This is a genomic window from Actinocorallia lasiicapitis (genome assembly GCF_054778695.1).
Genome location: NZ_BAAGZI010000105.1, coordinates 1 through 16,691 on the forward strand (window position 1 = coordinate 1; position 16,691 = coordinate 16,691).

Below are 16,691 nucleotides of genomic sequence, written 5' to 3' on the forward strand. Positions count from 1 at the left end.
CGTCGCCGGGCCCCATCGGCCCCCCGGCCCTGAGCAGGTCGGCGAGCGCGAGCCCGTCGACGTAGGCGGTGACCATCCACGGCGGCGACGCGTCGGGGTCGGCGTCCAGGACGGGCGCGGTGTAGAAGCCGTTGACGCGCCGGGCCGCGGCGATCTCGGCGGCGAAACGCTGCCGGAAGTGGGGGTCCGCGGCGTGCTCGAGCCGGATCGTCTTGACGGCCACGAGCCGCCCGCCCGGTGACGTCCCCAGGTACACCTGGCCCATGCCGCCGGCCCCGAGCCGTCCCGTGATCTTGTAGTCGCCGACCGTTTCGGGGTCGCCTTGCCGCAGCGGTTCCATCGCGCCCTCATCCGTTCGGTCGTCTCGGTGCAGGGGGCAGTTTATAGACGATCATGACTTTCTGTATGCCCGGGTGCGAGATCAGTGGCTGAGGGCGCGGGCGGCTTCCAGGGCGGCGTCCAGACTGGTGCGCAGGGCCGTGTTGAGTGCGGTGGCGGGCTGGGCGAGGTGCGCGATGTCGGCGCGTGCCAGCTCGTCCCGGACGGTCCCCGCCAGCAGGTCGCGCGAGCGCGCTTCCTGCGCGGCGAGCTGCCCGGCCTGCGCCTGGGCGACGTACACCGCGTCGGCAGCCCGGACGTTCCGCGCGTAGAGCTCCAGCGCCTCGACCCGGCTCAGCACCGACGTGCAGGTGGCCTCCAGCGCCGCCCGCTGCGGCGCGATGATCTCCTCGCGGAGCTCGTCGGGGATGCCGCGCGTGGTCTCGGCGAGCTCCCGGAAGATGTGCGACACCTCGCTGAGCGTCTGCGCGATCTCCCAGAGCTGCGCGGGCAGGACCACCGCGTTGCCCACCGAGTCCAGCAGCCCCGCCTGGTTCACCCGCGACCGCTCGATCGCCGTGACGGCCTCCTGCGCCCGGAACATCAGCTCCGACGGCGCCCCCGCGATGAAGTCCTCGGGCCGCCGGTACTGCCCGTGGTAGGTCCGGTACATCTCGACGAGCCGCCGCCGCGACCGCGCCTCCTCACCCAACTCCGCCACGGCCTGGCTCGCCGGGACGATCACCAGCGCGAGCAGCGTGGCCAGCATGCCCAGCCCCGACACCAGGAGCAGCACGGCCGCCAGGGCCTCGGACGCGAGCGAGAGAAAGACCGAGCCGATCACCCCGGCGACCGCGACACCCAGCAGTTTGAGCAGCGGACGCAAGTCGGAGAAACGGGGCCGGCGGGGGACCGCGGCGGGCGGCGCGGAGAGCCAGGAGCGCAACCGTTCCGGCCGCGACGCGAGGATCAACCGCACATCACCGGGAACATGGGGGGCAAAGACGACCCGGACCATCATGCCCCCATGATGGTCCTTTCGCGGTTCTCTCGGAAGCCCGTGGGATCCGCCACAAAATCGCAGGTCAAAAATAACTTGATTGCGTTCGAGCCGCCTCGTAGGCTCTTCGCAGCACTGAACAACAGGCACGTGTCCGGAGGGCACGAGCCGCGAACCCGAGAAGGAGGTGGCCCCGTGGAATCCATGATCAAAGCGAATGTGAACCGCTGCGCCGCCTTTGCCATGGGCTCGAACGGCTATCTGCCTGCCTTCGATCTCTCCCTCGGCGGCTTCGCTGCTCGTCGGCGTGTGAATGGCGTGATCCTCGCGCCGTCCATGGCCGGCGCACAGGGGTGGAGTGGCTTCAACGGAATGATCATCGGCGGCTCCGCCGCTGTCCGTCCGCTGCAGCAGCTGCCCGTCCCGACGACCGTCCAGGCCCAGAAGCGCCACACGGAAATGCTGGCTCCGTACCCCTGGAGGCCACCGGCTTAACAGCCGGGAAGAGCCCCCAGGCCGCGGATCCAGATACCGGATCCGCGGCCTTCTTGTTTTTCAGGCCAGGAACAACCCCCGCAACAGACCGACGTTGAGATCCAACGAGAGGACCGAGGGTGAACCTCATCCAGGGGCTCGAGCCGACCACGCTGAGCTTCGACGACCTGCCCTGCCGTACCGACCCCGAGCTGTTCTTCGCCGAGTCCCCCGCGGACGTCGAGCTGGCCAAGTCGCTCTGCGTGGACTGCCCGGTCCGCAAGAGCTGCCTCGCCGGCGCGATCGAGCGGAGCGAGCCGTGGGGTGTCTGGGGCGGCGAGCTGTTCGTCCGCGGCGAGATCGTCGCGCGGAAGCGCCCGCGTGGCCGTCCCCGCAAGAACCCGGCTCCGACCGGCACCGAAGTGGCCGCGTAGCCATGAATTCCGTGAACCAGACCGAAGCAGTGCGGGCGACGGCCGCCTTGCCGTCGCCCGTCCCCCCGAAGGAAAAGACCATGAGTTTGCTCAGTGTAGAAATCAGCCGTGAACGAATATCGGCCCTCGAGGCGGAGATCGAGTCTCTCGCCTGGGCGGCCGAGATCCGCCGCAGCCGACGCGAAACCCTCGCGAAGGTCGTCGCGGACACCAGCCGCGCGACGCGCCAGGAGATGGGGATCACCCTTCGCCGAACGCGCCGCTTCCTGTCCGGCCGGTAAGTAAGACGGCCCCCTTCGGCTTCTAGGGATGGTTTCCGAAGGAACAGCGGCCTCCCGGCAGGACAAAGAAAAGCGGGGTCCCCTCCCACTGGGGGACCCCGCTATTCGACGTTCACCGAGAATTCGCGTTAAGCGCTCTCGGACGGCCCTTCGATGGCGTCCGGCGCGAATCCAGGCACCCATTGGATCGCGCCCGCCCGATAGGGGCCTTCGGCTTCGAGTTGGCACAGGACACCCGTGCCGAGAGCGACCGTCCGGTGCACGAGGACATAGTCATTGGGCAGGTCGAGGAAGCGGACCACGTTGTTCGGCCGCAGATCCGTCACCCGGACGGCCTGGTCGCGCAGCCATTCCCGGCTGAACTTGAACGTCTCGGAGATCAGCGGGACGGCCAGCGGCTCCAGGAACGCCGCCAGATCCGCGGCGTCGACCTCCACCCCTTCCCGGATGAACCCCTGCTCCCTGCACGCCTGCAGGATCTGGTCGGGGTCGCCGAGGGTCCCGATCCGCATCAGCCGGCCGAGCGCCTTGTGCGAGTCGCCTTCCATCCGGTCGACGGCCCCGAAGTCGATGACGCCGAGCCTGCCGTCGTCCATCAGCCGGAAGTTGCCGGGGTGCGGGTCGGCGTGGAGCAGCCCGCACCGGCCCGGCGCGGAGAACAGGAAACGCGAGTAGAGGATCCCGGCCCGGTCCCTCTGCTCCTGCGTCCCCGAAGTGATGATCTTCGACAGCGGCGTTCCGTAGATCCACTCGGTGACCAGGACGTTCCCCGACTGGGCGACCACGGCGGGCACCAGATAGTCGGGGTCGCCGGCGAACTCGGCGGCGAACACCGACTGCGAGGCGGCCTCGATCGTGTAGTCGAGCTCCTCCTGCACGCGGGTCTTGAGCTCTTCGAGGATGTTCTTGATGTCGGCGCCGGGGAACAGCACCCCGAACATCTTCCCGACCCGCGCCATCTGGTTGAAGTCACTGATGATCGCCTTGCCGGCGCCCGGGTACTGGACCTTGACGGCCACCTCCCGGCCGTCGCTCCAGACGGCCTTGTGCACCTGCCCGATCGACGCGGCGGCCGCCGGCTTGTCGTCGAACGACGTGAACAGCTCCCGCCAGTCCGGGCCGAGGTTCTCGGCCAGCACCTTGTGGACGGTCGCGACCGGCATCGGCGGCGCGGCCTCCTGGAGCTTGGTCAGGGTGGCCCGGTACGGTCCCGCGATCTCGGGCGGCAGCGCCGCCTCGAAGATCGACAGTACCTGGCCGAGCTTCATCGCCCCGCCCTTGAGCTCGCCGAGCACCTTGAAGAGCTGCTCGGCGGTGCGCGCCTGGATCTCCAGCGCGACCTTCTCGGCGGACTTGCCGCCGATCTTCTTGCCGACTCCGAGGACGGTGCGCCCGGCGAAGCCCAGGGGGAGGGTGGCCAGCTTGGCGGTGCGCGTCACCGCGCGGAGTGGAAGATCGCTCACGAGGGTCATTGTCCGTGATATCGGGTCGTTCTCGCCACAACCACCCATGATTAATGTAAGTGATTGTTTACCGACGACCGTGATGAGCTGCGTGTATACCGACGAAGTGGCCCATCTCACTCCGCCCACCGGGCCCTCGCAGCCTGTGGACAACCGCTGGGGATATGGGCATTTAGTCTGACTTGACCTGCGAAAACGTTCAGCGACCCCTGTGGAAAGCGCAAAGTTTCGGCTAGGTTGGGCGCGTGCCCCCCAACGTCGAGGTTCGCCGCAGCCCCCGACGCCGGAGAACCGTTTCCGCGTACCGGGACGGCGACAAGACCGTCGTCCTGCTGCCCTCCAGCCTGTCCAAGGCCGAGGAGGAGTACGAGATCGCCAGGATTCTGGAACGGCTGGAGGGCCGCGAACGCCGCCGCCGCGCCCCCGAGGCCGACGAGGAACTCCTCGCCCGGGCCCAAGATCTATCCCGCCGCTATCTCGGCGGCCGGGCCCGCCCGCAGAGCGTCCGCTGGGTCGACAACCAGCGCAGCCGCTGGGGCTCCTGCACCCCGGAGGACCGCACCATAAGGATCTCCACGATGCTGCGCGGGATGCCGTCGTGGGTCGTCGACTATGTGCTGGTCCACGAGCTGGCGCATCTGCTCGAACCGGGGCACAACGCGGCGTTCTGGGAGATCGTCGGGGCCTATCCGAAGACGGAGCGGGCCCGCGGCTACCTGGAGGGCGTCGCCGCCGCGGCCCATCTCGAAGCGGCGGAGGATCTGGCGGCCGACTACGAGGCCGCCGGGTGAGATTCGCCGCCGTCCTCGCCGCTCAGGACGGGGCGCCGCCGCCCGGCATCGACCCCGACGCCTACCGGCTGGCCCTGCTCGAGGACGTCTACGAGGTGATCGCCGCGCTGGAGTACGTCCGCCCGGCCGTCGCCGCCCCCGCCCCGCTGCTCCCGCTGGCCGAACAGGTGATCTGGCCCGGCACCCCGGTCCTGGCGGCCGACTCCCTGCACGAGGCCCTGCTCGGGCTGGAGAAACTGGGCGCGACCGAAGCGGTGCTCGTCGCCCCGGACGTCCCCGATCTGCCCGGCCTGATCCTCGGCAAGCTGTTCCGTGCCCTCGGCAGCCGCGACGTCGCCGCGGCCCCCGCCCAGCACGGGCTCGCCGCCCTGGCCGTCAAACTGCCCGTCCCCGGCTGGCTTCCGGCCGACGTCACCTTCGACACCCCGCTCGAAACCCTCCGCCAGGCCGGGCCGATCTTCAAGAGCCCCGGCTGGCACCGGCTGCGCGCCCCCGAGGACGTCGCCCTGCTCGATCCCGGCCTCGAAGGCTGGGACAACACCCGCGCCCTGCTCAGCTAGCGAGCGCCCGCGCGACCAGCGATCGGACGACGTCGTCGGTGTCGGCGGGCAGCGCGTCCACCGGGAACCAGCGCAGATCGTCCGACTCGTCCGAGATCGCGATCTGCGCGTCCTCGGGGGCGGTGACCAGATACTGGACGTCGAGATGGAACGACCCCTCGGGATGGCATTTCACCGCGTGCCGGTCGATCTGGACGGGCACTTCGTGCAGTTCCAGCCGGGAGATGCCCGATTCCTCCGTGGCCTCCCGGAGCGCCGCCAGGGCCAGGGTCGCGTCACCCGGCTCGCAGTGCCCGCCGAGCTGAAGCCAGCATTTGATCTTGGAGTGCAGGGTGAGCAGGACGTGCTCGCGGCGGGCGTCGAACACGATCGAGCTGGCCGTGAGGTGCCCGGCGCGGCACTCCCGGAACATCCCGTCGGGGTGGGCGGCGAGATGCTCCAGGAACTCCAGCCGCAGTTTCTCCTGCGCCTCGGTCGGCGCGGTCCAGGCCGCAAGGGCCTGGACGGCGTCGTCGTGCAGAGTGAACATGGGTCCCATCTGTACCGCTACTGGTCGTCCTTGGGCGGGTCGTCGAGCTGCGACATGTCGAAGTCGAGCTCCGGCGGGTGCAGGTAGGAGTCGGGGTTCTCCAGATCGTCGGCCGTCGGCATCAGATCGGGGTGGGCCCAGACGGCGTCACGGCCGCCGATGTCCTTGAGCAGGGTGAGCGACTGCCAGAGCGCGGCGGCCTCACGGAGCCGGCGCGGCCGCAGTTCCAGGCCGATCAACGCGGCGAAGGTGTGCTCGGCGGGCCCGCCGGACGCCCGGCGCCGCCGGACCGCCTCGTGCAGCGACTCCGCCGACGGCAGCCGATCGACCGAAGCGGCCGCGACGACCTGCTGCACCCAGCCTTCGACCAGCGCGAGCAGGGTCTCCAGCCTGGTCTTGGCGAGCTTCTGCTCGGGGGTCTCCTCGGGTGTCAACTGGATCTCGCCGCCGCCGAGCGCCTGCTGGAGCGCCTCCGGGTCGGCCAGATCGATCCCGGCGATCTTCTCTTCGAGCCCGGACAGATCGACCTTGATCCCGCGCGCGTAGTCCTCGACGGCGCTGAGCAGCGCCGCCCGCAGCCACGGGACGTGCGCGAACAGCCGCTGGTGGGCGGCCTCACGCAGCGCCAGATAGATCCGGATCTCGCCCGGCTCGACCTCGAGCCCCTCGGCGAACGCCTTGATCCCGGCGGGCAGCAGCGCCCCGACGCCCTCGGGCGCCAGCGGCAGCCCGACGTCGGTGGAGCCGATGACCTCCTTGGCGAGGGTGCCGAGCGCCTGCCCGGTCTGCCCGCCGACCATCGCGCCCGCCATCTGCTTGACCATGCCGATCAGCGGCCCCGCCATCGCGGCCATCTCCGGCGGGATCTCGCCGCCGGGGCCGCCCATCGCGCCGCCCATCGCCTCGACCATCCGCGCGGCGATCGGGTCGACGAGCTTCTCCCAGACCGGGAGCGTGGCCTCCAGCCACTCCGACCTGCTCCACGCCTGCGGGGTGCGGATTCCGGCGGGCAGCTCGGTGGCCTGGTCCAGCCAGAGGTCCGCGAGCTGCAGCGCCTCGACGATCTGCTTGCGCTCGGCATCCACCACTGAGGGGTCTCCGGACTCGACGGCCGTGTGCCGGGCGATGTTGCGGACCATGTCCCAGTTCACGGGGCCCGCCCCGGCGCCCGCACCGCCCATGCCGCCGAGCATGTCGGCGAACTGGTGGAGCATCTGAGCGAACTGCTGCATGTCGCCCGCCCCGCCCGGGCCGCCGAAACCGGCGCCGAACGGGTTGGTGGGCTTGTCGTCGCCGTCGTCGTCCGAAGGCCGGTTGAATCCGAAGGGAGTGTCGCTCATCGGTTACGCCTTAGGCTGCTGGAAGAGGCCATAAGTTCAAGGTAGTCGCTTTCGACGGCGACTTCGGGCCGGGGGGAGGGACGTTCGCCATGAGCACAGTAGTCGCGATCACCGGGGCGGCGTCCGGGATCGGTCATCTGCTGACCGCCCGGCTGGCCGCCTCCGGGGCCTTCGACAAGATCGTCGCGCTGGATGAGGAGCGAGGCGACGTCGAGGGCGTCGTCTGGCGGGTCGTGGACGTCACCGACCCGCTGCTCGCCCAGCGCCTTTCGGACGTCGACGTGCTGGTCCACACCGCTTTCGACCGCTCGCCCGACACCGACCCCAAGGAACGCCGCACCTACAACGTGCGGGCGGCGCAGACCGTCCTGGCCTCGGCGGCCGGTTCGGGGGTCGGGCTGGTCGTGCTGCTGTCGTCGGCCGCGGTGTACGGGGCGTCGGCGGCCAACCCGGTGCCGCTGGCGGAGGATTCGCCGCGCAACGCCGAATCCGACAGCAGCATCATCGGCGACCTGCTGGAGATCGAGGAGTTCGCGGCCCGGCCGCTGCACCCGACCATGAAGGTCACCACGGTCCGGCCCGCCGCGCTGGCGGGGCCCGGGATCGACACGGTCGTCACCCGGCATTTCGAGGCGCCCCGGCTGCTCACCGCGAAGGGCGTGCCGCCGCGCTGGCAGTTCTGCCACCTCGACGACCTGGTCTCGGCGCTGGAACTGGCCGCGCTCGGCGAGGTGTCCGGGGTGGTCGCGGTCGGCTGCGACGGCCACCTCACCGGCGAGGAGGTCGAGGAGATCACCGGCAAGCGGAGCTTCGAACTGCCCGCCGCGCTGACCTTCGGCACCGCGCAGCGCCTCCACCGGCTCGGCCTGACCCCCGCGCCCGCCACCGACCTCTACTACGTCGTCTACCCGTGGGTCGTGGACTGCGCGCAACTCCGGGAGGCCGGGTGGAAGCCCGCCCACGACAATGCCTCTACCCTGAAGGCCCTGCTCGCCGAGTCGGCGGGCCGCCACGCGGTGGTGGGCCGCAGGGTCGGGGGCAAGGAAGCGACCATGGCCACCGCGGCCGGGGCGACCGTCGCCGTGATCGGCGCCGCCGCGGCGGTGCGCCGGGCCCGCAAGAAAAGGCGCATCTAGGAGGCGACCCCTGTGACGGTCAACGAGCAAGCGATCCTGGGCACCGCAGTGATCAGGCTCGCGGAGATCCGCGAGACCGAACTGTCGGTGGACGAAGTGGTGAACGCGGTGAAGGATCCCGCCGCCGGCGGCACGGCCTTCTTCGTCGGCACCGTCCGCGACCACGACAGGGCGCAGGGCGGGGACGCGCCCAAAGCCGTCACCGGGCTGTCGTACAGCGCGCATCCGAGCGCGTCCGAGCAGCTCCGCGAGGTGATGGAGAAGATCGCCGCGGAGTTCCCCGTGACGGCGCTGGCCGCCGTCCACCGGGTCGGCGATCTGGAGATCGGGGACTCCGCCGTGATCGTCGCCGCCGCGTCCGCGCACCGGGCCGAGGCGTTCGCCGCCTGCCGCCGCCTCATCGACGATCTGAAGCACCAGGTTCCGATCTGGAAGCACCAACAGTTCACCGACGGGGCGTCGGAGTGGGTCGGGGCCTGCTGATCCCGTCATAGGCTTGCCCGCATGGTCACCGAGATTCCCGAGGCTAAGACCGCGCGCCCCCCGCACCGCCGGGCGTTGACGCTGTCCGTCACGAGCGTGCTGATCCTGGTCCTGGCGCTGGTCGCGTCGATCGTGCCGGTGCCCTATGTGTCGCTCCAGCCGGGACCGACCATGAACACCCTCGGCAAGAGCGAGGACGGCAAGCCGCTGATCACGATCACCGGCCATCCGACCTTCCCCGACGAGGGGAACCTCAACTTCACGACCGTGGCCTACAAGGGCGGGCCGAACAACCCGCTCGACCTGTTCACCGCGCTGCGCGACTGGTTCAACCCCGAGCGGGCCGTGGTCCCCGAGACCACGATCTTCCCCAAGGACGAGACCGTCGAGGAGGTCGAGCAGCAGAACACCCAGTCGATGCTCGACTCCCAGCAGACCTCCGTCGCCGCGGCGATCACCGAGCTGAACAGGAAGAGCGGCACGGGCAAGACCGAGCTGAAGACCGTCCCCGCGGTGGCGGCCGTCCAGCCGGGGCTGCCCGCCGACGGCAAGCTGAAATCGGGCGACGAGATCGTCTCGGTCAACGGGATCGCGATCACGGACGCCACCAAGGTCGCCGAGGCCGTCAAGACCACCGGGAAACCCGGCCAGAGCGTGACGTTCGTGGTCAAGCGCGACGGCAAGCAGCTCACCGTCCCGATCACCACGGTCGAGAAGGAAGGCCGCGCGGTCGTCGGGATCACTCCGGGCGTCAAGTACATCTTCCCGTTCGACGTCAAGATCAGCGTCGGGGACATCGGCGGGCCCAGCGCGGGCCTGATGTTCTCGCTCGGAATCTACGACCTGCTGACGCCCGGCACCCTCACCCAGGGCAAGTTCATCGCGGGCACCGGCACCATCGACGTCGAGGGCAAGGTCGGCCCGATCGGCGGCATCCCGCAGAAGATGATCGCGGCGAAGAAGGCGGGCGCCATCATGTTCCTGGTGCCGCCCGGCAACTGCGCCGAAGCGCTCGGCGCGGCCCCCGACGGCCTGCGCCTGGTCAAGGCCGAGACCCTGGACAGCGCCGTCACCTCGCTGGAGAAGGGGCCCGGCGCCGCCGACCTCCCCGTCTGCACCGCCGGATAGCGGAAAGGGCTCCCGAGGGAGCCCTTTTTCTATTCGTCCGGGACGAGGGTCTGTGCGAGCGCGTCCGTCAGATCGGGGACGAGGTCGTCCGCCGAGAGCAGTTCGTTCTCATGCCGCCGGATCCGGATGACGGCATGACGGCCGCCGTCCCGCACCACGCCGACCACGATCTTCAGCTCCTCGTGCAGCGGATGCGCGGCCGCCCAGGCCACCGCGTCGCCGTCCTCGGGGATCTGGTCCTCGACCTCGGGCGGGAGCGTCACCCGGACCATCGCGAGCGCGCAGCCGTGCACGGAATCCGGCCAGACGATCCCCGACAGGGTCTCCGACAGATCCCCCTCGGGGAGTTCGCCCTGGTCGACGGCGGTCAGCACGTCGGTGTCGCTGAGCCCGAGCGTCGCGGCCAGGTCCGGCTGGAGCCGCAGCAACTCCTTGGTCTCGACGAGCGCGAAGAGCTGCGGCGTACTGTCCCAGCCCACCTGCTGTTCGATACTCTTCACGGCCTCTTCAAGATGGTTCATGCGGTCATTCTTCCGCGCTCGCGACGGTGGTTCGATCGGGAACCCGGCCGGTTGTCGATAAGTTGCGTATGTGAGTGGCACGACCCCTAAGAATCGGAGGGAAGCGTGAGCTTCCGAACCCCTGGCCTAGGCAGGCGCCTACCCGGCAGCCGACCTCGGCTGCTGGCGCCCGTATTGATAACCCTCGCGGTGCTCGTGGCGCTGTACTTCGTATTCGCGGGGGTATGGACAGACCTGCTCTGGTACAGATCGCTCGGAGGCGGATTCTCCGGCGTCTACACCAAGCTGCTGTGGACGAAGGTGTTCCTGTTCTTCGGCGGCGGGCTGCTCATGGCCGGCGCCGTCGCCGCGAACATGATCATCGCCTACCGGCTGCGCCCCGCCTACCGGCCCGTCTCCGTCGAGCAACAGGGCCTCGAGCGGTACCGCAGCGCCGTCGACCCGCACCGCAAACTCATCGCGATCGGCCTGCTCGTCGCGATCGCCCTGTTCACCGGGCTGTCCGCGTCAGGCCAGGCCGGCACCTGGCTGGCGTTCCTCAACCGCACCTCCTTCGGCACCGTCGACCCGCAGTTCCACCTCGACGTCGGGTTCTACGTCTTCACCTACCCGTTCCTGCGGGTGCTGCTCGGCTTCGGGTTCGTCATGGTCGTGCTGTCGCTGTTCGCGGCCGTCACCGTGCACTACCTGTACGGCGGGCTGCGGCTCCAGGGCCCCGGCGACAAGGCCAGCCCGTCGGCGCGCGCCCACCTGTCCGTGCTCGTCGGACTGTTCGTGCTGCTCAAGGCCGTCGCCTACTGGCTCGACCGGTGGGGGCTCGCGTTCTCCGAACGCGGCAAGGTGACCGGGCCGTCCTACACGGACGTCAACGCCGTCCTGCCCGCCAAGACCATCCTCGCGGCCATCGCGCTGATCTGCGCGATCCTGTTCTTCGTCAACATCTGGCGGCGCGGCATGATGCTGCCGGGCGTCGGGCTCGGGCTGTTGATCCTGTCGGCCGTCCTGGTCGGCGGCGTGTACCCGCTGCTCATCCAGCAGTTCCAGGTGAAGCCGAACGAGGTCGCCAAGGAAGCGCCGTTCATCGAACGGAACATCGACGCGACACGCCGCGCCTACGGCATCGACAAGGCCGTCTCCGAGGAGTACGGCTCGGGCGACGTGAAGGTCGGCTCGTCGACCCCGAACGTCCGGCTGCTCGACCCGGCCGTCATGTCGCCGACCTTCCAGGCCAAGCAGCAGGTCCGCGGCTACTACAAGTTCCCCGACCCGCTCGACATCGACCGGTACCCCGACCCCAAGACCGGCAAGCTGATCGACACGCTGGTGGCCGTCCGGGAACTGCCGGCCGCGCCCGCGCCCGGCTGGGTCAACGAGCACCTCGTCTACACGCACGGCTACGGCATGGTCGCCGCGCCCGGCAACAGCATCGACGAGGAGGGCGCGCCCGCGTTCAGCGAAGGCGACATCCCGCCCAAGGGCCAGCTCAAGATCACTGAGCCGCGCGTCTACTTCGGGGAGAACTCCACCGACTACTCCGTGGTCGGCACGAACCAGCTCGAGTTCGACTACCCCGAGGACAAGAACGCCGACGGCTCCACCAACTCCACCGGCCAGGCCAACAACAGCTACGCGGGCAACGGCGGCGTCCCGCTGAACTCCACGCTCAACAAGCTGCTGTACGCCACCAAGTTCAAGGACCGCAACCTGCTGCTGTCCGGCGCGATCACCGACCGGTCGCGGATCCTGTACGAGCGTTCCCCGCGCGACCGCGTGCTGAAGGCCGCGCCGTGGCTGACCGTCGACTCCAACGCCTACCCGGCCGTCATCGGCGGGCGCATCGTCTGGATCCTCGACGGCTACACCACCACCGCCGGCTTCCCGTACTCCGAGCGCGTCAACCTCGACGACGCCACCCGCGACACCAACACCGCGCTGCCGAACGTCTCACCCCAGCCGGGCAGCGGGATCAACTACATCCGCAACTCGGTGAAGGCCACCGTCGACGCCTACACCGGCAACGTCACCCTGTACACGTGGAACAAGGGCGGCGGCGACACCGACCCGGTGCTCCGCACCTGGAAGAAGGCGTTCCCCGGCACCGTCCAGGAGGACTCCGCGATCCCCGCCGACCTCCGCTCCCACCTGCGCTACCCCGAGGACCTGTTCAAGGTGCAGCGCGGAATGCTGGCGAAGTACCACGTGACGGACGCCCGCTCCTTCTACGGCGAGCAGGACTTCTGGCAGATCCCCGACGACCCGACGGAGAAGGGCTTCACCGAACCGCCCTTCTACCTGACGATGCAGCTCCCCAAGGCCCCGCAGCAGAAGACGGAACCGGCCAACGGGTTCGCGCTCACCAGCACGTTCGTCGCCAAGGGCAGCACCAACCTGTCGGCGTTCATGGCCGTCGACAGCGTGCCCGAAAGCGACACCTACGGGGTGCTACGGGTGCTGCAGGCGCCGCGTAGCCGCGTCACCCCGGGCCCGGGGCTGGTCCAGAACACGTTCCAGAACAACGAGCAGGTCAAGTCGTTCCTGACGCTCGTGAACGCGGCGTCCGTCGACTTCGGCAACCTGCTGACGATCCCGTTCGGCGACGGTTTCCTGTACGTCGAGCCGGTGTTCGTCAAGGGCGCGCAGACCAACACGGCCAGCTACCCGCTGCTCCGCAAGGTCCTCGTCTCCTTCGACAACAACACCGGTTTCGCCGACACGTTCAGCGAAGCCCTCCGCCAAGCCCTCACCGGCACCGAGATCACCCCCGACAAGCCCGGCACCACCCCAGAAACCCCGACCACCACCCCCAACACCACCATCAAAAAACTGGTCGACGCGGTGGACGAGGCCTACAAGAACGCCCAAGCCGCCCTCAAATCCGGCGACCTGGCCAAATACGCCGAAGCCCAGAAAAAACTAGGCACCGCCATCAACGCCCTAGTAGCAGCCCAGAACGCCGCCAAACCCACCACAACCCCGCCGCCCGCCACGACCACCCCACCACCGGCCCCCTCCGCCACCCCCACCAACTAGCCCCACCACCGAAGCGCCGCCCTTTCCTCAAAGGGGCGGCGCTTCCCCGTTCCCCCCACCCCCACCGACGAGGTCCAGGCGTGGAGGTCGGAAGGGCGGCGCTTCCTTTCCCTTACCCATCCCACCGGCTTCGGGGTCCAGCCGGGTGTCGGAAGGGCGATGCTTCCTTTTCCCTCACCCACCCCACCGGCTTCGGGGTCCAGCCGGGGGTCGGAAGGGCGGCGCTTCCTTCTCCTCACCCACCCCCACGACGAGGTCCAGGCGTGGAGGTCGGAAGGGCGGCGCTTCCCCTTTCCCGCCCACCCCACCGGCTTCGGGGTCCAGCCGGAGGCCGAAAGGGCGGTGCTTCCTTTTCCCTCACTCGCCCCACCGGCCTCGGGGTCCAGGCGGGGGCCGGAGGGGCGGAGCCAGGCACCGATTTGCCTAAGCCGCCGGACCCCCATAGTCTTGAAACATACCGACGCGGGGTGGAGCAGCTCGGTAGCTCGCTGGGCTCATAACCCAGAGGTCGCAGGTTCAAATCCTGTCCCCGCTACAAGTCCGAGGGCCGTCATGTTCGGAAGCTTTGCTTCCTTCCCGTGGCGGCCTTTTCGCATGTCTGCCCGGGGGCAACCCCCGGACCCCCGGTTTCGTAGGGGGCGCTGCCCCCTTACCTCCCCCGGTCAGGGTGATCCCCGACACCCCCATCGGCGGTGGCTGGGGTTGCGGCGTGTTTCATGATCGTCTCGAGCTGTGGCGAGTTGACGGGTTGAGCGGTGTCAAACGGGCGACACGCCGCAGGTCGACGCGATCAAGCGGGGCGCGTCACGGGAACCGCCCTCGCGCGGCAGCGCGGCCCGCCCGTCGGTGATCGTCTCGAGCTGTGGCGAGTTGACGGGTTGAGCGGTGTCAAACGGGCGACACGCCGCAGGTCGACGCGATCAAGCGGGGCGCGTCACGGGAACCGCCCTCGCGCGGCAGCGCGGCCCGCCCGTCGGTGATCGTCTCGAGCTGTGGCGAGTTGACGGGTTGAGCCCTGTCGAACAGGCGACACGCCGCAGGTCGACGCGATCAAGCCTGTTCGGTGAGTTCTGCGTCCCGAGGCTCCTCGCCCGGGTGCCAGCTCATGATCGCCTCGAGCTGCGGCGTGTCGCCTGTTTCACGTGTCTCAAACGGGCGACACGCCGCACGTCGGCACGATCAAGCGGGGCACGTCACGGGAATCGCCCTCGCGCGGCGGCGCGGTCCGGCCGTCGGTGATCGTGTCGAGCTGTGGCGAGTTGACGGGTTGAGCCGTGTCGGACGGGCGACATGCCGCAGGTCGACGCGATCATGGGGGGTGCGGGCCGCTGGCCGGGCTTTGGCGTGGGCTAGGGGCGGGGCGGCCTGGTGGGGTGGGGTGGGGTGGGTTAAGGGCGTAGGTGGGTGAGCAGGCTCGTGAAGGAGCTTGCGGTTAGGGAGAGGGCGCCTTGGTGGGGGTGTTTGCTGTCCCGTAGGGCGATGGCCGGGCCTGCCGCCGCCAGCTCGACGCAGTCACCGCCGTTGCTGTCACTGTGGGAGGACTTACGCCAGGTGAGGGTGTTCAAGTTCATCATGGTGGGGTGGGTTAGGGGCATAGGTGGGTGAGCAGGCTCGTGAAGGAGCTTGCGGTCAGGGACAGGGCGCCTTGGTCGGGGTGCTTGCTGTCCCGTAGGGCGATGGCCGGGCCTGCCGCGGCCAGTTCGACGCAGTGCCCGCCGTTGCTGTCGCTGTGGGAGGACTTACGCCAGGTGAGAGTGTTCAAGTCCATCTCTGCTCCGCCGCGCTGAGGACCAGCTCAAGGGACTGGTCTTCAGACAGCGTCTTGGACCTGATGTCCTCGAACCGGTCGGAAAGGATCCTGAGGTCGTCGGGCTGCGCCGTCGTGACGCCACGCAGCGCCGTCTCCACGTAACTTACCTCCGAACGGTCCTCAAGCGTCGCGATCACGAAGGAACCGACCGAACCTTCGTGTTTTACGAACTGGGTGAAGCAGAGGTGGAACCGGTCCTGCCGCATGAGGTCCGCCAGATGCTGGAGCTGGTCGAACATGACCTCGGGGCCGCCGATCTCCCGGAGCAGGACCGAGTGGTCCATGGTGCAGATGATCCGCGGCGGGTCGTCGCTTCGCTGGATCTCCTGACGCTTCATACGTCCGGCCACGGCCTCTTTATCGCCTTTGAGGATCGCCGACGCGTAGGCCTCCGTCTGGAGTTGGCCGTCGACGACGCTGTTCTGGTAACTGCGGAGTGTGACGGCTTTGACCTCGTAGTGGGGCCAGTCGAACCAGGGCGGGAACGGGCCGGGGTCGAGGGTGTTGTCCCACATGCGGACCAGGACGCCGCCCGCGCTGAGGGACTGGTCGAGGTTGACGGCGAACTCGCGGGTGGGGGTCTCCTTCGCGCGTTCGACCGTCGAGAGGTACGGGGCCGAGTAGCCGGAGATCTTGGCCAGCTCGTCGAGGGTGAGCGGTCGGGGAGCGTGATGTTCGCGGAGGTGGCGGAGCTCCGCGCCGAACGCGGCGAGAGGGGAGGACTTCGGGTTGAGGGGGAGGGGGCGGCGCGCCATGTCCGGGCTCCGTTCGCAAGATTCTTAAGTGCCTGGGCGGGTTGTTGGGCAGTGTTCGATCCGTTCCGGTTTCGTCACCTTGAGTATGCGCTGCCGGGGATGCTCTCGTCAGGTGAAACTCCCCAATCTGGAGGCGCGGGCGATGGACGGGATGCGGGACGACCTGCTGGGCGGCGGATTCCCCGGATGGCGGCTGCCGTCCGACGCGACGATCGCCGGATTCGTGCGCGGGACGGGCCGTCGCGCCGCGGCCGCGCTCGGCGTCCCCGACGACACGGTCTACGACCTGGCAGTGGCGCTCTCGGAGATTGCCGCCAACATCCACGTCCACGCCCCCGGCAGCACCGCCGAACTCTGGACTTATCTGCGCTGGGGCGGGCGGCCCGAGGTCGTCTTCAAACTGTTCGACTCGGCGTCCTGGAAGGGCGGCGCGCCCAGCGCGGCGCGTCCCGCCGCGACGGCGACGGGCGGACGCGGGTTCGAAGTCGTCGGTGCGTTCACCGAGGAGTACGGCGGGAACTGGGGAGTCCACCCGACGGTCGCCCGCCTCGCCGGCCGTCCCGTGCACGGCAAAGCCGTCTACGTCTCCCTTCCGCTCCCCGCCGGGCTGCGCTCCGCGCCGCGCCCGCCGGGCCGGG

19 protein-coding genes and 1 tRNA gene are annotated in these 16,691 nt (G+C 69.3%); 11 read left to right on the forward strand and 9 right to left on the reverse strand.

Features of this window, described 5'->3' with window-relative positions:
• Both ACYVE7_RS14480 and ACYVE7_RS14485 read right to left on the reverse strand, forming a co-directional pair.
• Positions 1–340, reverse strand: a 340-nt coding sequence (locus ACYVE7_RS14480; protein ID WP_460365194.1) for a protein kinase family protein, incomplete at its 3' end; no start/stop codon positions are given.
• A gap of 81 nt (positions 341–421) precedes the next feature.
• Entirely contained in the window at positions 422–1,339 is a 918-nt protein-coding gene (locus tag ACYVE7_RS14485) for a hypothetical protein (protein ID WP_460365195.1), read from the reverse strand.
• Between the two features lie 174 nt (positions 1,340–1,513).
• Between ACYVE7_RS14485 and ACYVE7_RS14490 the strand changes: the two genes are divergently transcribed.
• From ACYVE7_RS14490 to ACYVE7_RS14500, 3 genes are all read left to right on the forward strand, one after another.
• Complete coding sequence (locus tag ACYVE7_RS14490) at positions 1,514–1,813, forward strand: hypothetical protein (RefSeq protein ID WP_460365196.1); 300 nt, start codon at positions 1,514–1,516, stop codon at positions 1,811–1,813.
• Between the two features lie 128 nt (positions 1,814–1,941).
• Positions 1,942–2,226: a WhiB family transcriptional regulator gene (locus ACYVE7_RS14495; protein WP_460365211.1), complete on the forward strand. Its 285-nt coding sequence runs from the start codon at positions 1,942–1,944 to the stop codon at positions 2,224–2,226.
• 11 nt (positions 2,227–2,237) lie between these two features.
• Positions 2,238–2,507: a hypothetical protein gene (locus ACYVE7_RS14500; protein WP_460365197.1), complete on the forward strand. Its 270-nt coding sequence runs from the start codon at positions 2,238–2,240 to the stop codon at positions 2,505–2,507.
• Positions 2,508–2,635: 128 nt separating this feature from the next.
• Here ACYVE7_RS14500 and ACYVE7_RS14505 read toward each other — a convergent pair whose 3' ends face one another.
• On the reverse strand, positions 2,636–3,979 hold the full coding sequence (locus ACYVE7_RS14505; protein WP_460365198.1) for an ABC1 kinase family protein: 1,344 nt from the start codon (positions 3,977–3,979) through the stop codon (positions 2,636–2,638).
• Between the two features lie 236 nt (positions 3,980–4,215).
• Between ACYVE7_RS14505 and ACYVE7_RS14510 the strand changes: the two genes are divergently transcribed.
• Both ACYVE7_RS14510 and ACYVE7_RS14515 read left to right on the forward strand, forming a co-directional pair.
• Positions 4,216–4,761 carry a M48 metallopeptidase family protein gene (locus ACYVE7_RS14510; protein ID WP_460365199.1) on the forward strand — a complete coding sequence of 182 codons (546 nt, stop codon included), beginning with the start codon at positions 4,216–4,218 and terminating at the stop codon, positions 4,759–4,761.
• Positions 4,758–5,321 (forward strand): DUF2064 domain-containing protein, encoded by a 564-nt coding sequence (locus tag ACYVE7_RS14515; protein WP_460365200.1) that lies wholly within the window; start codon positions 4,758–4,760, stop codon positions 5,319–5,321. Before ACYVE7_RS14510 ends, ACYVE7_RS14515 begins: the two co-directional genes overlap by 4 nt.
• Here ACYVE7_RS14515 and ACYVE7_RS14520 read toward each other — a convergent pair.
• On the reverse strand, positions 5,314–5,850 hold the full coding sequence (locus tag ACYVE7_RS14520; RefSeq protein WP_460365201.1) for an NUDIX hydrolase: 537 nt from the start codon (positions 5,848–5,850) through the stop codon (positions 5,314–5,316). The genes ACYVE7_RS14515 and ACYVE7_RS14520 overlap by 8 nt on opposite strands.
• 17 nt (positions 5,851–5,867) lie before the next feature.
• Positions 5,868–7,190, reverse strand: a complete 1,323-nt coding sequence (locus tag ACYVE7_RS14525) for a zinc-dependent metalloprotease (RefSeq protein ID WP_460365202.1) — start codon at positions 7,188–7,190, stop codon at positions 5,868–5,870.
• An 89-nt stretch (positions 7,191–7,279) separates the two neighbouring features.
• Between ACYVE7_RS14525 and ACYVE7_RS14530 the strand changes: the two genes are divergently transcribed.
• Genes ACYVE7_RS14530 through ACYVE7_RS14540 form a run of 3 tightly spaced genes read left to right on the forward strand, consistent with a single transcriptional unit; the run spans position 7,280 to position 9,937 of the window.
• Positions 7,280–8,326 carry an NAD-dependent epimerase/dehydratase family protein gene (locus tag ACYVE7_RS14530; protein WP_460365203.1) on the forward strand — a complete coding sequence of 349 codons (1,047 nt, stop codon included), beginning with the start codon at positions 7,280–7,282 and terminating at the stop codon, positions 8,324–8,326.
• Positions 8,327–8,362: 36 nt separating this feature from the next.
• The gene (locus tag ACYVE7_RS14535; RefSeq protein ID WP_460365212.1) at positions 8,363–8,809 is read left to right on the forward strand and encodes a molybdenum cofactor biosynthesis protein MoaE; all 447 of its coding nucleotides are present in this window, start codon (positions 8,363–8,365) and stop codon (positions 8,807–8,809) included.
• Between the two features lie 21 nt (positions 8,810–8,830).
• Positions 8,831–9,937, forward strand: a complete 1,107-nt coding sequence (locus tag ACYVE7_RS14540) for a YlbL family protein (protein WP_460365204.1) — start codon at positions 8,831–8,833, stop codon at positions 9,935–9,937.
• Positions 9,938–9,966: 29 nt separating this feature from the next.
• Here ACYVE7_RS14540 and ACYVE7_RS14545 read toward each other — a convergent pair whose 3' ends face one another.
• A complete protein-coding gene (locus ACYVE7_RS14545; protein ID WP_460365205.1) occupies positions 9,967–10,458 on the reverse strand; it encodes a PPA1309 family protein in 492 nt (163 codons plus the stop codon).
• Positions 10,459–10,647: 189 nt separating this feature from the next.
• On the opposite strand from ACYVE7_RS14545, the gene ACYVE7_RS14550 reads away from it, so the two are divergent.
• Together ACYVE7_RS14550 and ACYVE7_RS14555 are read left to right on the forward strand one after the other, a co-directional pair.
• Positions 10,648–13,488, forward strand: a complete 2,841-nt coding sequence (locus tag ACYVE7_RS14550; protein WP_460365206.1) for a UPF0182 family membrane protein — start codon at positions 10,648–10,650, stop codon at positions 13,486–13,488.
• 461 nt (positions 13,489–13,949) lie between these two features.
• Positions 13,950–14,023: transfer RNA gene (locus tag ACYVE7_RS14555), tRNA-Met, on the forward strand.
• Positions 14,024–14,876: 853 nt separating this feature from the next.
• On the opposite strand, the gene ACYVE7_RS14560 is transcribed toward ACYVE7_RS14555, so the two are convergent.
• From ACYVE7_RS14560 to ACYVE7_RS14570, 3 genes are read right to left on the reverse strand one after another with little or no spacing between them, the layout of a single operon-like run.
• Positions 14,877–15,083 carry a DUF397 domain-containing protein gene (locus ACYVE7_RS14560; protein ID WP_460365207.1) on the reverse strand — a complete coding sequence of 69 codons (207 nt, stop codon included), beginning with the start codon at positions 15,081–15,083 and terminating at the stop codon, positions 14,877–14,879.
• A complete protein-coding gene (locus ACYVE7_RS14565; RefSeq protein WP_460365208.1) occupies positions 15,074–15,256 on the reverse strand; it encodes a DUF397 domain-containing protein in 183 nt (60 codons plus the stop codon). Before ACYVE7_RS14565 ends, ACYVE7_RS14560 begins: the two co-directional genes overlap by 10 nt.
• Positions 15,247–16,053, reverse strand: a complete 807-nt coding sequence (locus ACYVE7_RS14570) for a helix-turn-helix domain-containing protein (protein ID WP_460365209.1) — start codon at positions 16,051–16,053, stop codon at positions 15,247–15,249. Before ACYVE7_RS14570 ends, ACYVE7_RS14565 begins: the two co-directional genes overlap by 10 nt.
• A 112-nt stretch (positions 16,054–16,165) precedes the next feature.
• Here ACYVE7_RS14570 and ACYVE7_RS14575 point away from each other — a divergent pair.
• Positions 16,166–16,691 (forward strand): ATP-binding protein (locus ACYVE7_RS14575; RefSeq protein WP_460365210.1); only part of this gene is annotated, 526 nt, incomplete at its 3' end.